The sequence below is a fragment of the Dyadobacter endophyticus genome, assembly GCF_014641595.1.
Taxonomy (GTDB): domain Bacteria; phylum Bacteroidota; class Bacteroidia; order Cytophagales; family Spirosomataceae; genus Dyadobacter; species Dyadobacter endophyticus.
The window spans coordinates 1,158,693-1,180,704 of the sequence record NZ_BMIA01000003.1; the positions used below are offsets into that span (position 1 = coordinate 1,158,693).

The following is a 22,012-nucleotide window of genomic DNA, read 5'->3' on the forward strand; positions in this document are numbered from 1 at the left end:
ACATTACAAATAAGACTAACGCGGTGTAAATCGCACGTTTTACCCCTGTAAATGCGTTAGTTGGTATTGAATGTTACCAAAACTATGTCTACTCTGCGTGGCCCGTCTTTCCTGAAATCGGTGAAAGGAAAAATCCTTCTCGGTTTTTTTATCGCCTCCCTCGCCCTGGCAGCGTCGTGGGTTACGAGCAAACTGGCGTTCAGCAATATGCTTACTACGCTCACTTCGCTCTCGACCCCGGATAACAAAATGCGGCTGGTCAACAAAATATTCAAGGATATCCTCACACTCGATCACCTTCAGAACGAACGTAAGCTGAAAGGCGAAGAACTGAACGACGAAGTACTGGCTCAATCCGTCGAACTGATAGCGACACTGGATTCTCTGAGCGACATGAGCATCGGCGACGACATGCAGATCATCCGGATCGACTCCATGAAGAAGATCCTGAAAGAACGCGAAAAAATATACGGCGATTATGTAAAAGTTCGCTCCAAGCTGGTCAGTAACAAGGCCCTGGAAGACGAAGTCAAATCCATTTCCGGACTTATCACCACCAAGGCACTGAAACCGGACAGCACGGTAGTCAAAACCGAAAAACGGACCACTACCACCACCGTCTACACGGAAGTGCCTGATACGTCGCAAAAGGCAGGAGCAAAAAAAGGCTTCTTCGGCCGCGTTTTCGGTGGAAGTAAAAAGACTAAAAAACCAGCGCCGGAACCCACCAAACTGGTGCAAAAGCAGGAAGTAAACGTCCAGGTCGATACCATCCGCGTGGCCAAGAAGGACAGTACCATTGAAAAGGTAGGCGAGGCCGTTCACGCCATCGAAAAATCCCAGAAAAAACGGGCGGTAACCTTCGTCGACCGCGAACAGGAGCTTGCAACTGCCGGCAACTCGCTGGTGAAGCAACTGCTCGACGTAATGCAAAAGGTTGAAAAGGAAGTGTTGAAAGAATCGGGTGAGAATAGTGTCGAAGCCAAAGAGATTGTGGAGGGCAGTATCGATTACCTCGAATGGATCATGCTGGGCTTTTTCTTCCTCACCGCGGTGATGGCCTATTTCATCTTTACCGACATTACCAAAAGTAACGAATACCGCGAGCAACTCGAAGAAGCCAAAGAAGAGGCCGAATACCACAGCATGGCCAAGCAGCGCTTTCTGGCCAATATGAGCCACGAAATCCGTACACCGCTGCAATCCATTATCGGCTACGCGGAAGCATTGAAGAATGAGGAAAAACCACGGAAGCAAGATCTTGAAACCCTGCATTCCGCTTCGGAACACTTGCTATACCTGGTCAACGAAGTACTCGATTACAGCCGCATCATTTCCGACCGGTTTACTTTCGAAGACAGGGTATTTTCCATCAATCCGGTCCTGAACGAGGTAGTACAGGTATTACGGCCCACAGCGTTATCGAAAGGGCTGGTAATGAGGCTCGAAAATTCACTCAAACCAAACCTGTACCTGCACGGCGACCCGTTCCGACTGCGGCAGGTTCTGTACAATCTGCTGACTAATGCAATCAAGTTCACAGAAAACGGCGAGGTGGTTCTGAAAGTGGCAGGCCATGAAAGCGGTAATCTTGCTAAAATCGAATTCCAGGTTTCGGATACAGGTATCGGATTGTCAAAAGAGCAGACAGAACGCATATTTAACCAATTTGAGCAGGCCGACCCATCTATTCAGCGCAGGTACGGCGGTACCGGGCTCGGGCTCAGCATTGTAAAAGCATTGGTGGAAGGCATGTCGGGCAGCGTCCATGTCATCAGCAAACAGGGAGAGGGCACGACTTTTTTTGTCACCACCAGTATGAAAAAGGCAGACACACTGGAATTGGCAGAGGAAGCGCCGGAAAGAAGCTATCAGATCAATGGCAAAGTATGGCTGGTTGATGATGACGCCTTCATTCTCAAATGGTGCTCATCCGTTCTCGAAATGAACGGCATTTCGCATACAGCGTTCTCCTCGGCAGAGGAGGTCCTGAACCGGCCCTGGGATAATCAGGTGAAGTTCTTACTGACCGACATGCGCATGTCGGGCATGAACGGGGCCGAATTGGTGAAACGCCTCCGCAAATCGGCGCCCGATGGTGTTAAATTTTTCGTACTCACGGCACAGGCATTGCCCGAGGAACGTAAAAAACTGCTTGGAATGGGCTTCGACGGTTATCTGATGAAACCTTTCCATTCCCGCGATTTGCTGGAACTGCTCGAAGCTTCCTCAACCACGGAAGTGCCTGAGACCCCTGCCGCATCTAACGAAAACAATTCTGTGGACGATCATACGGGCCATAATCTAGACTTCGACTTCTCAATGCTAACCGAAATGACTTTTGGCGATGAAAGCCTTCTGCGTGAAATATTGGATCAGTTTGTCAAAGATTCCCGGAGTGATATCGGTTCATTAAGGCATCATATCGCGGCGGGTGAGTCCGACCATGCTCAGGAACTCATGCACCGCATGGCAGGGCGCACGGGACAGATCGGCGCGCGCGACTTGTCGGCGCGGTTCCGAAACCTGGAAATCGCCCTTCGCGAAAACCCATCGGAAGTGTCGGAAAAAGAAATGACGCAGGTCGTAAACGACGCTGCGTCAGTAGTGGAGCAAGTGGAAGAAAAAGCGCTCTCCTACTCTATATGATATTTTTCGATCTTGTAATACAAAGTCTTACGATCGATGTTGAGTAATTTCGCCGCTTTGCTTTTATTGTAGCGTACTTCCTGCAATACCTTTTCGATCATTTCCTTCTCGTGTGTTTCCTGCAAAGCCTTCAAGTCGGAACCTGGGGCAGGCTTTTGCTGGTCTTCCATAGCCGTAATCATTTCCGGAGGTAATGCGCTTAGCGTAGCAATTTCTTCTTTCGATAAGAGCACGAGGCGTTTGATCACATTGTTCAGTTCGCGCAGGTTACCCGGCCAATCGTATTTCTGGAAAACATCCATTACCTCTTTCGACAGCTCTCTCACATTGCGATCAAGCTCTTCATTGGCCTTGTCCACAAAATGCTGTACAAAAATCGGCAGGTCCTCGCCGCGCTTGCGCAATGCGGGCACCTCGATTTTAAACTCGTTCAAGCGGTGATAAAGATCCTCTCGAAAATCCCCCGCAGCTGCGCTGGAAATAAGGTCTTCGTTCGTCGCGGCGATGAGGCGTACGTCGACTTTCACCTGCTGTGTACTGCCGATCGGAACGATAATGCGCTCCTGCAATGCACGAAGCAGCTTGATCTGGACATCATAGCTCAGGTTACCGATCTCATCCAAAAATAGCGTACCGCCATCGGCCGCCTCGAACTGGCCTATCTTATCTTGCAACGCACCGGTAAATGCTCCTTTTTTATGACCAAAAAGCTCGCTCGCGGCCAGGTCCTTGGACAACGAACCGCAGTCGATCGCCACAAAAGGGCCGTCGGCACGCTTGCTGAGGCGGTGGATCGATTTGGCAACATGTTCCTTACCGGTACCACTCTCGCCCTGGATGATCACCGACATATCTGTGGGCGACACCAGTCGCACATATTCGAAGAGCTGCTTTGCGATCTTGCTTTTGCCTTCTATATAGTCAAGCGATTGTTTGTCCGACTTCGAATTACTTTTAGCCTTCGGCGCAGTCTTTACGCTCGTCACCTCTCCCTTGTTCAGCGCCTCTCTCAGTACCATAAGCAATTCTTCCGGGTTCACCGGTTTCGTGATATAGTCGAAAGCTCCTATTTGCATGGCAGTCACTGCCGTCCGTACGTCATGAAAACTGGTCATGATAAATGCCGGGGTGCGGTTGCCTTCGCTTCTGAGCGTTTTAAGAAAATCCACAGAATTACCATCAGGCAGACGGTAATCGAGCATCAGTACTTCGAACGGGCCGTCTGAATTGTTCTTCCCAAGCGCTTCTCTCGCCTCTTTGATATTTGAACAAACTTTTACCTGATGACCATGCTTGCCGAGGAAATTGGTGAGCAACTTTGAAAATGTGGAATCGTCTTCAACGAGGAGCAGATGAGCCATGGGTGATACTATTTCTAAGAAAAATAAATACTAATAAACGAGTGGGTATTATGTAAAAGTACAAAAACAAACACCAAAAAGCCGGAGAAGTCTCCGGCTTTTGATAATGAGCCTGTCAGACATCGGGAGCGACCACCTCTCAGTCGATCTTCTTTCCGTACTTGTCCAGATTAAGGGTAGATGTTTCTTCCGCTCGCTTGATATTGACTTCGTAATACTGTGAATTATCGTCACGCGTAACCAGGTAGGCACTGGTCACCTTCCATTCGGCATAGGCGCTAGACAGGGTACTTTTGACAGGCTCAGGAAGATCCTCCGGCCTAATGGCAACCTTACTCTGTTCGGCAATAACGGCTACGTTTGTAGAAGATTGTACGGATGCGTCGACATCCGGAATAATGGCTGTTAGCAAGAGGGCGATGACTATCGGGGTTATTCGCATGTTTGATCAGGCATTTAATTTTAATATATATAGAAAAGATATTCGTGCCAACAAGAGTAAGGTGCAAAAAAAGCTGATAATGAGATATTAACCAATTTAAATTAATGTCCGGACAACCGGAGGAGACGGGAGCTGTGCCACAGGTTGTGGAATTTCACGTCAGCAATGTGAAATTTAATAGCCAGTTTCTACATGTGCCCGTATCCTATAACACAAACTAAAAAAAATTCTAAATATTTATTGTTTTTATAGGAACATATTCGCTTATATTTGCGTAGAAATTATTTACCAAGAATAGGTAGCACAAATACTACACACCGCTCAAAAACTTAGCGCTATACATTCAATATTGAATTATATCTCAGGCATTATTTACTCAACGTTATTTAATACCAACATCGGTTAGTCTGAAAGCATCAAGAGTCCCAACCCGGGACTCTTTTTGTTTTTTGGTCCAAGTCCCTCTCCTTCATCCTCCCTTTCCTCCATCCTCCCTCTTTGTCTCCTTTCTTCACTCCGTTTGATCTAAAGTAATCCGCGCTGCGTAGGTCTGCTTAGACTCTTCGACACACGGGGAGAGCTCAACAACCTTAATGCTATGATCAAACACACAAACACGAAGCACAGCTCCGGTGAGGCAGAAGGAGAAATTACATCGGTCGTCAACAGACGCCTTTTCCTTCGCTCGGCCGGATTAGCGACCTCATTAGGAACGATTGTAATCGCTGCCGGATGCAAGGACGACGACGACCCGATTCCTGGAACCGGTGACGCGGTAGACCTCGGCTCGGGGGACATCGGCGTACTCAACTATGCATACGCTTTGGAACAATTGGAGGCTGCATTCTACACACAAGTGATCCAGACGCCTTATAACGGCATGACCGACGCAGAGAAAACAATCCTGACCGACATCCGTGACCACGAGATCGTACACCGTGATTTTTTTAAAGCCGCATTGGCAGACAAGGCCATCAAAGGACTGACCCCTAACTTCGACAGCATCGACTTCACCAAAAGAGACGCCGTACTTGGCGCAGCCAAATTATTCGAAGACACCGGCGTAGCTGCTTACAACGGTGCCGGAAAGCTAATCAAAAACCCTAACTACCTTTTACTCGCCGGAAAAATCGTTTCCGTAGAGGCACGTCACGCTTCCGTTATCCGTGACCTGATCAACCCCAAATCCGCCGACTTCGCCGGTGACGACATCATCGACATGAATGGAATGGACAAGGCCATTGCACCTGCCGACATTCTTATGGCCGTAAAGGGCTACGTGAAAGACACCATTTCCGGTCCCAACGTAGGTAAATAATCATTCACACTAACAGGATCAGACACAATGGATATTTTCAAAATTATAGACAAGTTCCAGCAGATTGACGGCGACGCCGTGGGGAGACTCGAATACGCGTCACGCCGCCATTTCATGAGCAGGGTTGGAAGCAAGCTGGCTTCGGCGGCGATCCCGACCGCATTTGCGGCGATCGTGAACAAGGCATTTGCGCAATCGGCTGCGGCCGTGGATGTGCTCAACTACGCACTTACGCTCGAATACCTGGAAGATGAGTTCTACAAGGCGGGCATCGCGGCTGCGAACCTGATTCCCGCCTCCGACAAAACGATCTTCATGCAAATCGGCAAGCATGAATCGCAGCACGTCGCATTCCTCGTGAAAGCATTGGGCGACAAGGCTATTAAAAAGCCCACTTTCGATTTCACCTACAAAGGTGGCTTTGCGGATGTTTTCAGCAATTACAAAACATTCGTGACCGTTTCGAGTGCGTTGGAGGATACCGGTGTGCGTGCCTACAAGGGACAAGCCGGCGCGTTGATCGCCGATCCGCAAATCCTGGAATATGCGTTGCAGGTGCATTCGGTAGAGGCACGCCACGCGGCTGTGGCCCGCAGGCTGGCGGCTATGCTGCTGGGTATGCCTGCCATGAAAGGATGGATCACCGGCAAGGAAGGTGCGGTTGCCCCTATCTACGCGGGCGAAGACAACATGATCCAGGGCGGTGTGAACATCAAAGGCCTCGCATCCAAATCGGACGCGGCCGTAACAGAAGCATTCGACGAGCCTTTGACGAAGGAAGCTGTACTGGCCATTGCCGGCCCGTTTATCAAGGCTTAATCAAAGTAATTAACGTAAACTTTCCCTGTTGGGCATATACATGCACTTTCTGTTGGGCTACGCTCAAAGTGCCAGACTACACACTATTATGAATCAGGAGGTTACCGGCAACGGTGGCCTCTTTTTTATGGGTAAAGTGTCCAAATTGGCGTGATATAATGGTTTAAGCCGCGTGGTTTATGTAAATTTGAAAATAATGTTTTACAAGTTTTCCTGAACCAGTTGATGAATTCCGAATTAAACAGAAGAGATTTTCTCAGACAAGGGAGCCTTACAGCGCTGGCTACCGCAATGGGCAGCCAGATCGTTTTCGCTAACCGGATGCCGGCGGGTTACCGCCCCATTTTTCTTGATGAAAAGGATGCATTGAAAGGCAAAAGTGGGGAAATGATCGTGCAGGGCGACAAACCCTGGAACGTGGAAACACCGGTACACTTGCTCGACGACCGCATTACGCCGGTCGAGAATATGTTTATCCGCAACAATGGCCTTGTTCCCGAGAAAATTGACGTAGCTAACTGGACGCTGACCATCGACGGCGAGTCGGTGAAAGCGCCGAAAACCTACACATTGGCGGATCTCAAAAAGAAATTCAAAACACATACCTACCAACTCGTGCTGGAATGCGGCGGAAACGGCCGCTCCGGGTACCAGCCGCAGGCGTCGGGCAACCAGTGGGGCCAGGGCGCAGTGCATTGTGCGCAATGGACGGGCGTAAGGCTGAAAGACATTCTGAATGATGTGGGTATTAAAAACGACGCCGTATATATAGGTTACCACGGCAAGGATCTCCACCTGAGCCGTGACCCAAAAAAAGAAGCGATTTCGCGCGGCGTGCCTATGGCCAAGGCATTGGAAGATGAGACGCTTATCGCCTGGCAAATGAATGGCCAGGATATTCCCGAGTTCCATGGCTACCCGCTCCGGCTCGTAATCGGCGGCTGGCCTGCCTCGGTTTCAGGGAAATGGCTGAGCGGTATTTCGGTACGCAACAAGGTGCACGACGGCTCGAAAATGGAAGGGCACAGCTACAAATTACCACGCAACCCGGTAGCGCCAGGCACGGATGTTCCCGCTACCGACGAATATTACAAAATCATCGAATCGATGCCGGTGAAATCGCTGATCACTTACCCCAAAACGGGCGCGATGATCGATCCGGGAAAAGAACTTGCCTTGCGCGGACACGCGTGGGCGGGTGATCATTCGGTCAAAAAAGTGGAGGTCTCCATCGATTTCGGTGCTACCTGGAAAGAATGTAAGCTTGAAGCCCCGGTGAACCGACTGGCGTGGCAGCATTGGAATACGAATATCAAATTTCCGGTGAACGGCTACTATGAGATTTGGGTCAAAGCAACGGACGATACAGGTAAGGCACAGCCGATGCTGACGCCGGCCTGGAACCCGGGCGGGTACCTCAACAATGCATGTGAAAGAATTGCCGTCAAGGTAGGATAATGTATAATAACGCTCCCGGGCAAATCTGATATTTTATGAAAACCCTTTTGATTGCCATGCTCGGTGCAGGTATTGTATTTCAAACCTTGCCCGAAACACCGGCTACACATAACAATGTAGGCGCAGTGCTCGCCGATACCACGAAGAAAGATCCGGAAACAGGCCTCATCGTGGATGAGAACCTGTATATGGTGAAAGCGCAATGTACCAATTGCCATTCTACTAAACTCATTACCGCCAACCGCTTCACGCGCGATGGCTGGAAGCAGAAGATCCGCTGGATGCAGGCCAACCATAACCTCTGGGAGCTCGGCGATGCCGAGAAGCCAGTACTCGATTATCTGGAAAAAAATTACTCGCCAACTGCCTCAGTGGCAAGGAGAGCGCCTTTGAAGGACATTAAGTGGTACAAACTGGAACAAAACTGATCGGAAACAATACCTATCTTTGGCACTCAAACTTTATGAATCATTCGCGTGCCCCATTTCCGTTTCCTGATTTCCCGATTTGCTTTTTTCAGCCTGCTGTTTTTCGTTCTCACCAGTACCCCGACCATCCTCGCTTCGTGTGCACTGACGTCGGAAGAAAGCCAGCAACTACGCAGCAACAGCGATTTACCCAATCCGCTCAAAGCCGAAGTGATCGGTATCCAGGATGGCGACACGATTGAGCTGAAATTTATCTATTCAGGTAAAAAGGCAGGGCGCAGAATGGGCAAGAATGTGCGGATACGCTTTTTGCACGTGAACTGCCCGGAGCGCGGTACACCCTTTTACAACAATGCAAAGCAGTTTACAAGCGAAAAATGCTTCCGGAAGATCGTTAGCATTCGTCACAAAGGCGAATTTGACAAGTATGGCCGTCTATTGGGCGAAGTGGTACTGCCTGACGGTAAAGTTTTAAACAAGGAATTGGTAAAAAAAGGGTTGGCAGTGCATTTCAAAAAGTATTCGCACGACCAGGAATATGCCAATCTTGAAATAGCCGCTAACAAACAAAAAATAGGCATTTGGACACAGCCCGGAATGGAGCTCGGTCATTTGTAAAAATATGGAGCATTCACCGGTAGCACTTTTTCAGATCCTTTATCAGAATGAAACTTTGTTTCAACTGGAAGATCGTGTGCTGCCCGAATTACCTGTTGCAGAGGTCGCGGAACAACCCGCTCCGCCTGTACCCGAACCCGTCACGGTGCAAGCGCCTGTGCCGTCATTACCCGCCACGCCAGCGGTGCCGGCAACTCCGCTTGCATCGCCTCAGGCGACCGTTGCGCCAGCTGCGCCTGTAAATGCACCCGCTCCGATGCCGGGCACTGAATTTCCCGCACTGAAGCATAAGGTGCTCGTTCTTACCGACGAGCCGAAGCAACAGGAAATGCTTATGTCGGAGGCTTTATTCCTCGATAACATCCTGAAAGCCGTTGGCCATTCGCTGGAAACGAGCGATGTCCTGAATTTCAGCTTCATGCCCGGGCAAGATGCGCGCACAGTGCTTTCGGGCAAAAAAACCAACTTCTTTATCTCCTTCGGCGTACCGCTGATCAAGCTCAACCTCGACCTGCTGCTGGTGCCTTATACGCCTAAGAATCTGGAAGGAATCTGGTTCCTGCTCGTCGATCCGTTAGTGGTAATCGAAGCCGACCGGAATCTTAAGAAAAAACTCTGGCAAGCGTTACAGAAGATGTTTGAAATGTCCTAATCCCCAGAGGATTAGCTTTTTTAATAGCCGGTCATCACAATATTTTAGTGATTTTGTTTGTTTTCATGGATAATCGCAGGCTAACCCATGAAAAACAATGGCCAAACTGACTGAATTAATTGCCGGCTGGTTTCGTCCGAGAGAGTCCGACGAAAACGATTTTTACGATGACGAGCCTGTTCAGGCGAACGACACCCCTCCCCAAACAGTGAAACAAAATCCGATCACGCAAACGACCGTTGTGCAATCAGCACAACCCGTAATGGCTGCTGCACTGCAGTACCAGTCTCCTGTAAATCAATCGGGGGCACCTCAGCATTTAGCTCCTCAACCTGTTGCCGCTCAGCCAGTGACGCCACAGCCGGTGGCATTTCAGCCGGTAGCGACTCCACCAGCAGTACCTCAGCAGCCGGCGCCGCAGGAATTACCCAAAGTGGAAGTACCGATCCCTTACTGGCTCGAAGACGAAGATACGCTGCGCGATGAAGGGGTGCTTTTCGGCCTTTCAGAATCGGACCCGCACGAGAAGACCGACATTATTCACAAATACTTCTCAAACCTGGCCGCTTCGCATTTGGCCAACATCGAGGAGCATAATGAGCGCATTCAGGAGCTGAACCTCTTCATTGGTCAGAAGCAAAACCGCATCGACGAGCTGCAAGAACGTTTGAAAACCCCGGGTGAGCGTACGGAAGGCGAGCATCAGCTCCCGCGCACGCTCATAGGCATTACGCTATGCGCGGCGATGTGTGTAGGTAATTTCTTTTTGATCCGCGAGTCGCTGAAACCGGCGTTTGCAGATAACTCCTGGATCGCGTTAGGCGTATTCCTGGCCGGGATGTTCAGTTTATTCGGCCGCATTTCCCTCTTCCATGATACCGATTCGAAAGTGACCTGGAAATCGCTGCTGGAAGAGATCGGGCTGCCATTTGCGGCTGCATTGTTCGTCTTCGCGAATGTAATCACCTACCAGACCTGGTGGCAGGCATTTGCGCTGTTCGTATTCGTGTTTTTCCTCTTCCTTTTTGCGGGAAAACTCTTGCTCAGCAACATTACCGTCCTGCGCAACGACCTGCAAGTTTGGTTAAATATTCGCCGCGACCGGCAGGATTATGTTGAAAATAACTACAACTGGGAGTCGGAATGCCAGACGTTGCAAGAAGAGATCGACAACCTGCGTGTAAATAAATGGCAGGTGCTGCGTGAACAGAGCCACGCCGAAACCGAGCGCGACCGCCTTTTTGCCAAGCGGGACATGCTAATCAAGCTTTTTGAGAGTGAATTCTTCCTCGCGCGCCGCATGAAAAACGAGCTCACTACCCGGCAGCTCAACCTGATCCAAAAGGGCAAATAGTGGCGAAATATGATCAGGAAATGCGCTGATGGCGCGATTTTTTACCCAAACTTACATTCGATCAACCCTAAATAGGATCATGAACGAGCAAAATCTAAATGAAAACGGAGATTACCAACACGGCTACACGCGTGGAATGGAAGGTATCGACCGTGAAGTATATGAAAACTATTTGTCCAGCAATGTAAACCATGGCTGGTTAGAGGAACGGCTCAGTGAGAAGAAGCAGGAGCTTTCCGAAACAAGAGGAAGGAACCAGCAGGCGCTGGCAGAACACAAAACTGCGTACGGCAGATTGCAGAATGAGGTAATGGGCCTTAACAATGCAGCTACGCAAATGAAGGATATGGAGCGGTCGGTTAATGAAATCGATGCACAGACGGAGGAGCTGAAAGAGCGGCGTGCCGACAAAGCGCCTTCCTATTCGCTGATCGCCGGTTTGATCTTTCTCGCCGCCGGTATTTCATTCATCGCCGGTGACCTCATCATTTCGCACGAAATTGTAGCCTACGCATTGAATATCAGGAACCCGAACGAGGCCTGGGCATTTGCGATCGGTTTGGCGATGCTTTCGGTATTGCTGAAACCTGCCTATGATCGCCTTGTGGAAGAGCCTTACCACAAAGACGAATCTCCGAAAGCGAAATCAAGGTATGCGGGTTTTAAACTGGTATTGTCCATTTTCGCGATCGTGACGCTGATCGTCCTCGGCTGGTTCCGTTACGAAGCCTACCGTACCGACAAGCTGAAAGAGGCGATCAATAAATCGGTCAAAAACCTGCAATTGAATGCGGTTGACCCATTAACCGGCGCGCCGGTGGATAGCCCGGCCTTAACCAAGAAAATTGAGCAGGCGCTTCAAAATTCCGATCAGCTGAACCTCGACCTGGTTAACAGCCCCTGGGCTTTACTATCGTTCGTGCTTAGCGGTGTGCTGTTTGCGATCGCCGGGGCGGTCTCACTGGGTATGGCCTTGCCGGTGCTGCAAGCTTTCTGGTACCGCTGGTTGCAGGTTGACCCCAAACTATGGCGGCTACGCAGAAGAAGAAAGCGGATCCTGAAACAAATGGAGCCACTGCAACTATTGGTAACCCAGCACATGACCCAGAAAACCGTTCTGGAAAACGACATTGAGCTTTTGCCTAAGTTGGAAGAGCTGAAAGCGGAAGAAGCGAAGATCAGGGCCGAAATCGAGGCGCTGGAAAACGAGCGAAAAACCGCATTGACCGATAGCCGCGTGCAGTCGTTCGGCGACGGTTATGCGCACGGGCAGGTAACCCGCGACGTGATGAATGAAGAAGAATATGACGCCTGGCGCAACAGCCATCTGACGGTTTCCAACCTCGCATTGCGCGCCAGATCGAACGCGTCGGCCGACCGTGCCGTGCCCCGTACGCGGAGCACAGGAATGCGCCCGCACCAGGCGATCCGCAAGGCAATTACCGACCGATTTGACGAAAACAATTCATAGTTTCTTAAATTGGGGGGTTCATTTCCTTTATTATGATTCTGACCCCCCATTTAAGAATTATCTCGTGCGACGATACGCTTTATGATGCAATCCGCATGGGAAACAATACATTAGCCCGTGTAATGGGTGTAAATGTCCCTAAAAAGTGGACTGAATTCCGCGATACTTTCACACCATCTTATCACCGTTGGAAAGCCCACCCGCCGCTGCGCGACTGGTGGGTTTACCTTGTTATACACGTTCCCGACAATATGCTGATCGGCTCCTGCGGATACAAAGGAGAGCCGGACTCGGACGGCATGGTGGAAATCGGCTATGAGATCATTCCGTCTTACCGCGAGAAAGGCCTGGGTACCGAAACCGCCAAAGGATTGCTGGATAACGCCTTTCAGCACCCGTCCGTACGTAAGGTAATCGCGCACACGCTATCGGAAGAGAATGCCTCGGGGCACATTCTGGAAAAACTGGGTTTTGCTCAAACGGAGGATATCAGAGATCCCGACGAAGGGCTGCTGTGGCGCTGGGAAATTAGCCGCCGGTAATCGTAATGTCCGCGATTTAACGCAAATTCGCCGGTTTTACAGCCAAAAATAAATTGGATTGGTTCGATATTTTTTTGGCTTAATTGATTACCTTAATTCACAAATATTCGTCACACCCTTTGCTCTCTACATTATGATCGCGATATCGAAGGATACCTATCCATGGCTTAAAAACTATCCGGAAGGCATTCCCTATGAAATAAATCCGGATGCGTACTCTTCGCTGCTCGAACTGATGGAAGCGAGTTTTCGGGAACACGCCGACAAAGCAGCTTTTTCGAATATGGATAAAAAGCTGACTTTCGGGCAATTGGATGAACTTTCACAGAACTTCGCCGCTTATCTCCAGAGCATCGGCCTGAAACAGGGTGACCGCATCGCCCTGCAAATGCCCAATTTGCTGCAATATCCAGTGGTAATGATGGGTTCGCTACGGGCCGGGCTTACGATCGTGAATACCAACCCGCTTTACACGCCCCGCGAAATGCAGCACCAATTCAAGGATTCGGGCGCGAAAGCCATTGTAATATTGGCCAATTTCGCCGCTAATCTTGAGAAGGTTATTGCCAATACGACTATCGAACATGTGATCATTACCGAGATCGGCGATTTGCTGGGCTTTCCCAAAAAGCTAATCGTTAATGCGGTTGTGAAATATGTGAAGAAAATGGTACCCGCGTACCACCTCAAAAATACGGTAACACTGGCCCATGCCCTGTCGATAGGCTCGGGGATCACATACCAAAAACCGAACGTATCCGGGCTGGACATCGCATTTATCCAATATACCGGCGGCACCACCGGCGTATCCAAGGGCGCTATGCTCACGCACAGGAACCTGATCGCCAACGTAGAGGGCATTAATGAATGGTTGATGTCCAAAATGCGTAACTCGGAGACCACCGGACAGCTGACGCTCATTGCTGCATTGCCGCTCTACCACGTATTTGCCATGACTATCAACGGCTTATGTGGTATTAAATGGGGTGCATTGAATGTAATGATCACGAACCCGAAGGACATTCCTGCATTTATCAAGGAACTTAAAAAATTCACTTTCCATATATTCCCCGGCTTGAACACGCTCTTCAATGGCTTGCTCAATAACCCGGAATTTGCCTCAGTCGACTTCTCTAATCTCAAAATCACGATCGCGGGCGGAATGGCGCTGCAAAAAATCGTAGCCGAGCGCTGGGAAAAAGCAACAGGCTGCCCATTGGTGGAAGGTTACGGGCTTTCTGAGACCTCGCCGGTGCTCTCCGTTAACCCATTGAACGGCAAACACAAACAAGGTACCATCGGTCTGCCGTTTCCAAGCACCGAAATGCGTATTCTCAGTGAGGACAACAAATGGTTGCCGGTAGGTGAAAGAGGCGAAATCTGTGCGAAAGGGCCCCAGATCATGCTAGGCTATTACAACCGTCCCGATGAAACCGCCAAAGTAATTTTGGAAGACGAGAGCGGCCGCTGGTTCAAAACGGGCGATATCGGCATCGAGGACCCGGACGGCTTCTTCAAGATCGTGGACCGGAAAAAGGATATGATCCTCGTTTCGGGTTTCAATGTTTATCCCAATGAAATCGAGGACGTGGTAGCCCAATGCCCCGGTGTTGCGGAAGTGGCTTGCGTCGGAATTCCGGATGAGAAATCGGGGGAAATGGTGAAGATTTATGTAGTCAAAAAAGACCCGGAACTGACTGAGGAAAAGGTGAAAGCATTCTGCAAAGAGAACCTCACGGGCTATAAATGCCCGCGTCAGATCGAGTTCCGGAAGGAGCTTCCCAAAACCAATGTAGGCAAGATACTCCGCCGCGCGCTGCGCGAGGAAGAAATGGCGAAAGTTAGCCACTAGGGCCGCAAACGGGAGAAGGTTTAGTATATTTAGGCAAACAAGTTCTCAACCTTGATTGCAAATCTATATGAATCTACACCGGAAAACATTGGTACTTCTACATGGTCATGGCATAGACGACACGATTTGGGACAGCCTCGACGCTGCGTTAAATGACACTTACACGGTAGTAAGGCCAAACATTTCGCTCTTCACTTCCTGCCAGTCGGTAGAGGACTATGCCGACGAGCTGCATCGCTTCCTGACCAACGCGAACATCCGGAAATGCACGTTGATCGGCCATTCGATGGGTGGTTATATTTCCCTGGCATTTGCTGAAAAATATGCAGATATGCTCGAAGGTTTCGGGCTTTTCCATTCTACCGCTTACGCCGACGACGATGCCAAAAAGCATCAGCGCGGCCAAATGATAGACCTGCTCAGGACTTACGGGACGGAATCGTTCGTTAAAAGCACCGCCGCAAACCTTTTTGGCGATCGCTACAAAGAGCTTTATCCCGAGCGCATCAAAGAACACATCGCCTATTTCGGCAAGCTACCCGCCGAGGCGCTGATTGCCGGTATCACGGCAATGCGCAACCGCCCCGACCGTACCGCGGTACTGGCCAGCCTGCCCTTTCCGGTGCTGTTCATTATCGGGATGCAGGACAAGCTGATCCCTTTCGAAAGCGTTATCGAACTCGCCGAATTCCCGAAAAAAAGTTATCCGCTGATCTTCGCCGAAGCCGGTCATATGGGGATGGTGGAGCGGCCCGATGCCACTGCCAGGATGATCAACTGGTATATGAGTAAAATTTAATAGAAGAAACTAGGAGAAATCGTCATCAAAAACAGGCCATTATGCGTTACTGAAATTGTACTAATGGCCTGTTTATCTTTTAGCTATGCAAAAAACTATCCCTACCCTATCCTTACGCGCACTTTGTTTTCTGTTGTTGTGGAGTTTGCTTATCCTCAACTCCTGTAACGACGATAACAACAATCCAGCACCGCCAAAGGAGGAAAATGTCTATTTAAAGGAAAGTAGGCCCATTACTTCCCTAAGCAAAGCCCAGGTTCTTGAAAAGGCGGGCAATCTGGCCACATTTGTTTCGGCGTACGTGAAGAACGATATCAAAGTTTACAAGATCACTTATAAAACCAAAAACACCGACGGGGCTGAGATCAACGCCTCTGGTGCATTAATATTACCTGTCGTAACCGGCCCGGCATCCATGATCAGCGTGCAGCACGGCACCATCACCGATCCAGGCCAGGCACCATCACTTTTTACGGACGGATCTGAGGGCTCGTCTTTCGGATCGCTTTTTGGTTCTATGGGCTACATTATCGCTTACCCCGATTACATTGGTTACGGGGCTTCCGACAATCTTCCACACCCGTACGAGCACCGCGCGAGCCTGGCTTCGGCGTCTCTCGACATGCTACGGGCCGCAAAAGAGTTCCTGAAAGGGCAAACAGACGTTAAATGGGATGAAAAGCTGTACGTAGCGGGCTATTCCGAGGGTGGTTTTGCCACGATGTCGCTGCAAAGAAAGATTGAAGAAGAAGCCTCATCGGAATTTAACCTGCGGGCGTCGAGCTGTGGGGCCGGGGCTTACGACAAGACGGCGTTTATGAAACACGTCATCAACGATAAAACAGATGGAATTGCAGGATACAACTCGCTATATCTCTGGGTTTTGCTTACTTACGACCGCATCTATAAGCTTGACAAGCCTGCTTCCTATTATTTTACAGAAAAATACGCTTCGAAAGTCGCAGCAGCCGGGAGAAATGTTTCCATCCCGGAGAGCTTTCACCTGGCACTGAACGACTCGTTCAAAAAGGCTCTCAACGATGGGACGGATAAAGGTTTCATCGATGCCATTGCTGACAACGATGTGTACAAGTTCAAACCGAAAACACCGACCCAGCTGTACCACGGGACCAAAGATCCACTCGTTTTCTATTTCAATTCGGAAAATGCCTATAATGCGATGCAGAAACTGGGCGCGACCAACGTGGAGTTAATCCCAGTCAACGGCGGTACGCACAGCTCGTCCATTTTAGTGTTCCTGACGGGCACGCAGGCATTTTTTGCCAAAACCCCGTAAATAATATGGTATATTTGCAGCCCATTAGCTTAATAGGGTAAATATGCTGTTAACGGTCAAATTTTCTACATTTTCCTCCAAGCGGGCATTCTTTCGAACCGTTCGATGTTGTTGATTTACGCTTTCAAAAAGTGAGGCCGGAATGCCGGTAACTCTTATACACGTACCTTTTTTGAATCACAACATCACGAATTTACACCATGTCATCATTACTGGATCTGGTAGGCAATACACCCCTGGTTGAATTACGAAGAGTTAATCCCAATCCCAAAGTCCGCATTTTCGGCAAGCTGGAAGGCAACAATCCCGGCGGCAGCGTGAAAGACCGCGCAGCATACAGCATGATCAAAGGTGCCCTCGAACGCGGCGAAGTAAAATCCGGCATGAAGCTCGTAGAAGCCACCAGCGGCAATACCGGCATTGCGCTCGCTATGATCGCCCGACTCTTCGACCTCGAAATAGAACTACTCATGCCGCAAAGCTCCACCCGCGAGCGCGTGCTCACGATGGAAGCATTCGGCGCGAAGGTGATCCTTACCGAAACCATGGAAAGCGCCCGCGACCTCGCCGAAGAAAAAGCGGCGGCAGGCGACTATTTCATGCTCAACCAGTTTGCAAACCCCGATAACTGGAAGGCGCATTACCGCACCACAGGCCCTGAAATTTACCGCGATACCGACGAGCAGATCACCCATTTCGTATCGTCGATGGGCACTACCGGCACCATTATGGGTGTTTCGCGGTATTTAAAAGAGCAGAATAACAATATCCAGATCGTCGGATGCCAGCCCAACGACGGTTCGAGCATTCCCGGCATCCGCAAATGGCCGGTGGAATATCTTCCCAAAATATTTGAAAAGGAGCGCGTAGACCGCGTTATCGAAGTGTCGCAGGACGATGCCACGCTTACTACCCGGCGTCTGGCCAACGAAGAAGCACTTTTTGCAGGAATGAGCAGCGGAGGCGCCGCATGGGCCGCCATAGAGCTGGCGAAGGAATTAGAAGAAGGCGTGATCGTCTTCATCATCTGCGACCGGGGAGACCGGTACTTGTCGAGCGATCTTTTCGGATAAGCGGCTGCGCCGCTGACCATAGACGATGGACCACAGACCACGGCATTACACGATGCGCGATGATCGAATGGTCCATGGTCTGCGGTCCATCGTCAAATCAGAACCAGCCCGATCCCAGATTCCGGAACGGCCAGGGGATAGCCACAAGAATAATAACCAGCGCCAAACCGTAGAAGTAAAGTACCGTCCGGTGCTTATCGGCACCTGTCAGTTTTTTCGACCGCACTCTGCCCACAGTAATGAGCACAATCGCGATCAGCATCATGAACACGTGCTCTATCGAATAAAAACGAAATACTTTCTCGCTGATCAGATCAAAGTTAACTTTGGGGCTCATGAAATACAGCACCAGCCCGATCAACAGCTGGGTGTGGGTCGCGATGAGGGTAAAGAGGTACAGCTTACTATCCTCCTGGCTGCCTTGCTGCCACTTGGAGTATGCCGTAAAAATGGCTGCAATCAAAAGTCCTAACACCACATAACGGAGGCCCGAATGGGCGTGTAGAAGAATATTCATGATGATACTGGTTACGGTGAATAAGTATATGCATGCAAATGTAACTCGCAAACATAAATTTTTATAAGATGATCGTTTATAACATCACCGTCAACATCAGCTACCAGGCGGAAAAAGATTGGCTGAACTATATGAAATCGGTGTACATCCCGGAAATCGTTGCTACTGAACTACCACTGGAATGCAGGCTGCTGCGGCTGCTGACCGAGATCGAGAACGAAGGATCGACCTACACTACCCAGTTTACATTCAGGACAATGGAAGATTTCCTGGCCTATCAGACCCATTTTCAGCCCACCTTGCAGGAACGTCACCACGAGCTTTTCAATGGACAATATGTCTCTTTCAGGACACTTCTGGAAGAAGCGTGAGAACTTTGCAGCTATTTTTTTGTCCAGTTAATCGTGCTTTAAAAACCACAGTTATTACTTGACATTAACTTAATATTTCCCTTTATTTAATCTACCGTTAAGGAAGATTTAACCAGGAGATCAGCCCGGCTAGTACGGTTTTTTATAACTATCCGAAGATGAATAAAACTCTGGTTCGAAAATCGCGAACGCGGTTGGAAATATGTTTTACTTTAAAATGATGTGTGCTTATGAGACTGCAGATGCAAGCAATTCACTTTGATGCCGATCCCAAGTTACTGACTTTCATTCAGCAAAAATTGGATAAACTGGATACGTTCTATGACCGGATCACCAGTGGAGAGGTATTCCTTAAGCTCGACAGGAATGATAATACCAAGTTGCATACCAAACTCCTTGAAGTAAAGCTCTACGTACCCGGCGGGACGATGTTTGTGAGGGAGCAGGGAACCACGTTTGAAGAAGCAACCGATTTGGCAATAGATACCCTGAAAATGCAGGTTAAAAAATTTAAAAATAAAAGAAACAATTCCAGGGCTCCGAAAAGCCTTGACGGACTCTCCGAAGATAACGGGGTAGTCGTGCTGGCCGAGGATATTGAAGAATAGGCCAGTTCCAACTTAACACAAGAAGCCGCCTCCGCCAGGCGGCTTTTTGTGTTTTAGGTGTATTTTTGAAATTCCATCAAAGCAAAATAACCCCAGTTATGCAAATAGACCCTGTCGTCGACTCGACATTCGACCATCTTTTTAAATTTACGCAGGAACAGGTACAGGCATTCGCCGACCTTACCGGCGACAACAACCCCGTTCACCTCGACGCCGAATATGCTGCCACGACGCAGTTCAAGAAGCCTATCATCCACGGAATGCTGGGCATTACTGTTTTCACAAAAGTGCTGGGTACCCAGTTTCCCGGTTTCGGATCCATTTATCTGAAACAAACCGTGGAGTTCCTGCGCCCGATGTTCGTCGACACGGAGTATCGTGCCGTTTTCAAAATCGTTTCCATCAATCCTGCCAAGCATATTGCCGAAATCTCCACTGAGATTTACGATGCCTCCACCAAAAAAATCACCGTCCGTGGCATTGCCACGATGGTCAACGAGGAGAAATTCTAAAGAAAGCAAAAGCCCCGGCGAAAATCGTCGGGGCTTATAAAATCTTCCGTGTGCTTCGTTACTTATCGCCGTCGTTCTTCTTGTTCTGAACTTCTGCGCGAATGTCCTGAGCCAACGTTTTCAGATCCTGCATACCCTTCCGAACACGAGTTCCGGCAGCTTGGTTGCCTTTGTTATAGAACTTATCGAAATCGCCTTCCAATGAAAGAACCAAATCTTTTACTTCATCGAATCTTGCCATGTTTTCCTTGTTTTTTAGTTTTTAAAAATGCCTCTCACACGCTAAAAACGCATGTTTTGACCGAAATTTAGTAATTAAAACCATTTAAGCAACCCAAAAAACAAAAAAAAACACTTCTAAAATACAATTAAATACTTTCATCACTATAATTATCTCAATAACAGATAGTTACATCCGCATACTTTTATTGCCCGGCGGTCAATAAAAAAGAGGGCCCCTTAAAAAAAGGCCCTCTGCACGCAAAAAAAGCGGTTTTATAACTATTCCACGACTTCCTGTACGTCGTCGCTCTGGTAAACTCTGTTTTTGAGTTTTTCGGCAAGCGTCGTAAAAGCATTCAGCGTATATTCTACATCTTCGAGTGTATGCGACGCCGTCGGAATGATCCGCAACATGATCTGCCCTTTTGGTACTACGGGGTAAACGACGATCGAACAGAAAACACCCATGTTCTCGCGGAGGTCTCTTACCATGCGGGTAACCTCAGGAACGCCGCCTTCGCTGTGCAGGAACACGGGCGTAACAGGCGATTCTGTTTCACCGATGTTGAAACCGCGGCTACGAAGGCCATCCTGCATTGCCTTCACATTTTCCCACAGCTTTGTCCGAAGTTCCGGCATTTGCTTGATCATCTCAAGACGTTTGCGGCAACCTTCCACGTAAGGCATCGGGAGCGCCTTTGCGTAGGTTTGCGAACGCATGTTGTATTTCAGGAACATGATGATCTCGGGGTCGTTCGAAGCGATAAATGCGCCGATAGCCGCCATCGACTTCGCGAATGTAGAGAAGTAAAGGTCGATTTCGTCCTGGACACCCAGCAACTCGCCTGCTCCGGCACCGGTTTCACCCATTGTTCCGAAACCATGCGCATCGTCCACCAGCAAACGGAAGTTGTATTTCTTTTTCAGCTCGGCAATGGCTTTCAAATCGCCAACCTTTCCCGACATTCCAAAAACGCCTTCGGTAATTACCAGAACGCCGCCGCCTTTTTCTTCCGCGAGTTTGGTGGCACGGATCAGGTTTTTTTCCAGGCTCACCATATCGTTATGGTTGAACTTGTAATATTCGCCTAGTTTGGCTTTGTGAAGACGGATTCCGTCGATCAGGCAGGCGTGCGATTCCGCGTCGTAAACGATCACATCGCGATGGTCGCAAAGACATTCGATCGCAGACATGACACCCTGGTAACCGTAGTTGAGGAGGAATGCATCTGTTTTACCGACAAAGTGCGCCAGTTCCTTTTCAAAAATCTCGTGCAGGGTGGAATTCCCAGACATCATCCGTGCGCCCATCGGGTATGCAAGACCCCATTTGGCAGCAGCCTCGGCATCCGCCGTGCGGACTTCCGGATGATTTGCCAGGCCCAGGTAATTGTTAAGACTCCAGTTCAGCACTTCCCGTCCCATAAACCTCATGCGCGGACCAAGCTCTCCTTCCAGCATCGGAAACGAAAAATAGTGATGGCTATTCAGCATTTTAGCCGGAGTTCCGATCGGACCTGAGTTGTTGCGCAATTTCTCGAAAATATCCACTCTCTCTTTTTTTATGTGGGTAACTGATGATTTAAATGTTAGATAAATGCAAAAATAAAGAATTTACATTTAACATAAAAAGACCGTTGTCATTGCAA

Annotated in this window: 22 protein-coding genes; 17 read left to right on the forward strand and 5 right to left on the reverse strand. The window is 49.3% G+C overall.

Going from position 1 to position 22,012, the window contains the following annotated elements; translation table 11 throughout:
- The first annotated feature begins 84 nt into the window (after positions 1-84).
- Positions 85-2,649 (forward strand): hybrid sensor histidine kinase/response regulator, encoded by a 2,565-nt coding sequence (locus IEY24_RS24565; RefSeq protein WP_188937142.1) that lies wholly within the window; start codon positions 85-87, stop codon positions 2,647-2,649.
- On the opposite strand, the gene IEY24_RS24570 is transcribed toward IEY24_RS24565, so the two are convergent.
- Positions 2,637-4,010, reverse strand: coding sequence for a sigma-54-dependent transcriptional regulator (locus IEY24_RS24570; RefSeq protein ID WP_188937143.1), 1,374 nt, complete (start codon positions 4,008-4,010; stop codon positions 2,637-2,639). The genes IEY24_RS24565 and IEY24_RS24570 overlap by 13 nt on opposite strands.
- A 139-nt stretch (positions 4,011-4,149) precedes the next feature.
- A complete protein-coding gene (locus IEY24_RS24575; RefSeq protein WP_188937145.1) occupies positions 4,150-4,452 on the reverse strand; it encodes a hypothetical protein in 303 nt (100 codons plus the stop codon).
- A 598-nt stretch (positions 4,453-5,050) separates the two neighbouring features.
- Here IEY24_RS24575 and IEY24_RS24580 point away from each other — a divergent pair.
- The 13 genes from IEY24_RS24580 to cysM all read left to right on the forward strand — a co-directional run bounded on the left by IEY24_RS24580 (position 5,051) and on the right by cysM (position 18,133).
- Positions 5,051-5,770 carry a ferritin-like domain-containing protein gene (locus tag IEY24_RS24580; RefSeq protein WP_188937146.1) on the forward strand — a complete coding sequence of 240 codons (720 nt, stop codon included), beginning with the start codon at positions 5,051-5,053 and terminating at the stop codon, positions 5,768-5,770.
- Between the two features lie 27 nt (positions 5,771-5,797).
- Positions 5,798-6,589: a ferritin-like domain-containing protein gene (locus IEY24_RS24585; RefSeq protein ID WP_188937147.1), complete on the forward strand. Its 792-nt coding sequence runs from the start codon at positions 5,798-5,800 to the stop codon at positions 6,587-6,589.
- Positions 6,590-6,814: 225 nt separating this feature from the next.
- The gene (locus IEY24_RS24590) at positions 6,815-8,047 is read left to right on the forward strand and encodes a sulfite oxidase (RefSeq protein WP_188937148.1); all 1,233 of its coding nucleotides are present in this window, start codon (positions 6,815-6,817) and stop codon (positions 8,045-8,047) included.
- A 35-nt stretch (positions 8,048-8,082) separates the two neighbouring features.
- Entirely contained in the window at positions 8,083-8,475 is a 393-nt protein-coding gene (locus IEY24_RS24595) for a hypothetical protein (protein WP_188937151.1), read from the forward strand.
- Between the two features lie 48 nt (positions 8,476-8,523).
- Positions 8,524-9,093, forward strand: coding sequence for a thermonuclease family protein (locus tag IEY24_RS24600; protein WP_229222989.1), 570 nt, complete (start codon positions 8,524-8,526; stop codon positions 9,091-9,093).
- 4 nt (positions 9,094-9,097) lie between these two features.
- Positions 9,098-9,745: a hypothetical protein gene (locus IEY24_RS24605; protein WP_188937155.1), complete on the forward strand. Its 648-nt coding sequence runs from the start codon at positions 9,098-9,100 to the stop codon at positions 9,743-9,745.
- A gap of 97 nt (positions 9,746-9,842) precedes the next feature.
- Entirely contained in the window at positions 9,843-11,099 is a 1,257-nt protein-coding gene (locus IEY24_RS24610; RefSeq protein WP_188937157.1) for a hypothetical protein, read from the forward strand.
- 79 nt (positions 11,100-11,178) lie between these two features.
- Positions 11,179-12,570 carry a hypothetical protein gene (locus IEY24_RS24615; protein WP_188937158.1) on the forward strand — a complete coding sequence of 464 codons (1,392 nt, stop codon included), beginning with the start codon at positions 11,179-11,181 and terminating at the stop codon, positions 12,568-12,570.
- A 32-nt stretch (positions 12,571-12,602) separates the two neighbouring features.
- Positions 12,603-13,112, forward strand: coding sequence for a GNAT family N-acetyltransferase (locus IEY24_RS24620; RefSeq protein WP_188937159.1), 510 nt, complete (start codon positions 12,603-12,605; stop codon positions 13,110-13,112).
- 133 nt (positions 13,113-13,245) lie between these two features.
- Positions 13,246-14,964, forward strand: coding sequence for an AMP-binding protein (locus IEY24_RS24625; RefSeq protein WP_188937160.1), 1,719 nt, complete (start codon positions 13,246-13,248; stop codon positions 14,962-14,964).
- Positions 14,965-15,031: 67 nt separating this feature from the next.
- A complete protein-coding gene (locus IEY24_RS24630; RefSeq protein ID WP_229222991.1) occupies positions 15,032-15,763 on the forward strand; it encodes an alpha/beta fold hydrolase in 732 nt (243 codons plus the stop codon).
- 85 nt (positions 15,764-15,848) lie between these two features.
- Complete coding sequence (locus IEY24_RS24635) at positions 15,849-17,060, forward strand: alpha/beta hydrolase family protein (RefSeq protein ID WP_188937163.1); 1,212 nt, start codon at positions 15,849-15,851, stop codon at positions 17,058-17,060.
- A 200-nt stretch (positions 17,061-17,260) separates the two neighbouring features.
- On the forward strand, positions 17,261-18,133 hold the full coding sequence (cysM, locus tag IEY24_RS24640) for a cysteine synthase CysM (protein WP_188937164.1): 873 nt from the start codon (positions 17,261-17,263) through the stop codon (positions 18,131-18,133).
- Between the two features lie 97 nt (positions 18,134-18,230).
- Here the strand turns inward: cysM and IEY24_RS24645 are convergent, their stop codons facing one another.
- A complete protein-coding gene (locus IEY24_RS24645; protein ID WP_188937165.1) occupies positions 18,231-18,650 on the reverse strand; it encodes a cytochrome B in 420 nt (139 codons plus the stop codon).
- Positions 18,651-18,718: 68 nt separating this feature from the next.
- Between IEY24_RS24645 and IEY24_RS24650 the strand changes: the two genes are divergently transcribed.
- The 3 genes from IEY24_RS24650 (at position 18,719) to IEY24_RS24660 (ending at position 20,141) form a co-directional block, all read left to right on the forward strand.
- Positions 18,719-19,021 (forward strand): DUF4286 family protein, encoded by a 303-nt coding sequence (locus IEY24_RS24650; protein ID WP_188937166.1) that lies wholly within the window; start codon positions 18,719-18,721, stop codon positions 19,019-19,021.
- A gap of 230 nt (positions 19,022-19,251) precedes the next feature.
- Positions 19,252-19,629 carry a ribosome hibernation-promoting factor, HPF/YfiA family gene (hpf, locus tag IEY24_RS24655; RefSeq protein WP_188937173.1) on the forward strand — a complete coding sequence of 126 codons (378 nt, stop codon included), beginning with the start codon at positions 19,252-19,254 and terminating at the stop codon, positions 19,627-19,629.
- 98 nt (positions 19,630-19,727) lie between these two features.
- Positions 19,728-20,141: a MaoC family dehydratase gene (locus tag IEY24_RS24660; protein WP_188937176.1), complete on the forward strand. Its 414-nt coding sequence runs from the start codon at positions 19,728-19,730 to the stop codon at positions 20,139-20,141.
- 58 nt (positions 20,142-20,199) lie between these two features.
- Here the strand turns inward: IEY24_RS24660 and IEY24_RS24665 are convergent, their stop codons facing one another.
- Together IEY24_RS24665 and IEY24_RS24670 are read right to left on the reverse strand one after the other, a co-directional pair.
- Positions 20,200-20,382 carry a BF3379 family histone-like protein gene (locus IEY24_RS24665; protein WP_188937178.1) on the reverse strand — a complete coding sequence of 61 codons (183 nt, stop codon included), beginning with the start codon at positions 20,380-20,382 and terminating at the stop codon, positions 20,200-20,202.
- Between the two features lie 260 nt (positions 20,383-20,642).
- Positions 20,643-21,914 (reverse strand): aminotransferase class I/II-fold pyridoxal phosphate-dependent enzyme, encoded by a 1,272-nt coding sequence (locus IEY24_RS24670; RefSeq protein WP_188937185.1) that lies wholly within the window; start codon positions 21,912-21,914, stop codon positions 20,643-20,645.
- Between the last annotated feature and the right edge of the window lie 98 nt (positions 21,915-22,012).

Coding starts and splice junctions, on each gene's coding strand:
- IEY24_RS24605 (WP_188937155.1), top strand. CDS start 9,098: ATGGAGCATTCACCGGTAGCACTTTTTCAGATCCTTTATCAGAATGAA.
- IEY24_RS24590 (WP_188937148.1), top strand. CDS start 6,815: ATGAATTCCGAATTAAACAGAAGAGATTTTCTCAGACAAGGGAGCCTT.
- IEY24_RS24585 (WP_188937147.1), top strand. CDS start 5,798: ATGGATATTTTCAAAATTATAGACAAGTTCCAGCAGATTGACGGCGAC.
- IEY24_RS24635 (WP_188937163.1), top strand. CDS start 15,849: ATGCAAAAAACTATCCCTACCCTATCCTTACGCGCACTTTGTTTTCTG.
- IEY24_RS24570 (WP_188937143.1), bottom strand. CDS start 4,010: ATGGCTCATCTGCTCCTCGTTGAAGACGATTCCACATTTTCAAAGTTG.
- cysM (WP_188937164.1), top strand. CDS start 17,261: ATGTCATCATTACTGGATCTGGTAGGCAATACACCCCTGGTTGAATTA.
- IEY24_RS24575 (WP_188937145.1), bottom strand. CDS start 4,452: ATGCGAATAACCCCGATAGTCATCGCCCTCTTGCTAACAGCCATTATT.
- IEY24_RS24650 (WP_188937166.1), top strand. CDS start 18,719: ATGATCGTTTATAACATCACCGTCAACATCAGCTACCAGGCGGAAAAA.
- IEY24_RS24625 (WP_188937160.1), top strand. CDS start 13,246: ATGATCGCGATATCGAAGGATACCTATCCATGGCTTAAAAACTATCCG.
- IEY24_RS24620 (WP_188937159.1), top strand. CDS start 12,603: ATGATTCTGACCCCCCATTTAAGAATTATCTCGTGCGACGATACGCTT.
- IEY24_RS24630 (WP_229222991.1), top strand. CDS start 15,032: ATGAATCTACACCGGAAAACATTGGTACTTCTACATGGTCATGGCATA.
- IEY24_RS24615 (WP_188937158.1), top strand. CDS start 11,179: ATGAACGAGCAAAATCTAAATGAAAACGGAGATTACCAACACGGCTAC.
- IEY24_RS24610 (WP_188937157.1), top strand. CDS start 9,843: ATGGCCAAACTGACTGAATTAATTGCCGGCTGGTTTCGTCCGAGAGAG.
- IEY24_RS24580 (WP_188937146.1), top strand. CDS start 5,051: ATGATCAAACACACAAACACGAAGCACAGCTCCGGTGAGGCAGAAGGA.
- IEY24_RS24645 (WP_188937165.1), bottom strand. CDS start 18,650: ATGAATATTCTTCTACACGCCCATTCGGGCCTCCGTTATGTGGTGTTA.
- hpf (WP_188937173.1), top strand. CDS start 19,252: ATGAGACTGCAGATGCAAGCAATTCACTTTGATGCCGATCCCAAGTTA.
- IEY24_RS24595 (WP_188937151.1), top strand. CDS start 8,083: ATGAAAACCCTTTTGATTGCCATGCTCGGTGCAGGTATTGTATTTCAA.
- IEY24_RS24660 (WP_188937176.1), top strand. CDS start 19,728: ATGCAAATAGACCCTGTCGTCGACTCGACATTCGACCATCTTTTTAAA.
- IEY24_RS24665 (WP_188937178.1), bottom strand. CDS start 20,382: ATGGCAAGATTCGATGAAGTAAAAGATTTGGTTCTTTCATTGGAAGGC.
- IEY24_RS24565 (WP_188937142.1), top strand. CDS start 85: ATGTCTACTCTGCGTGGCCCGTCTTTCCTGAAATCGGTGAAAGGAAAA.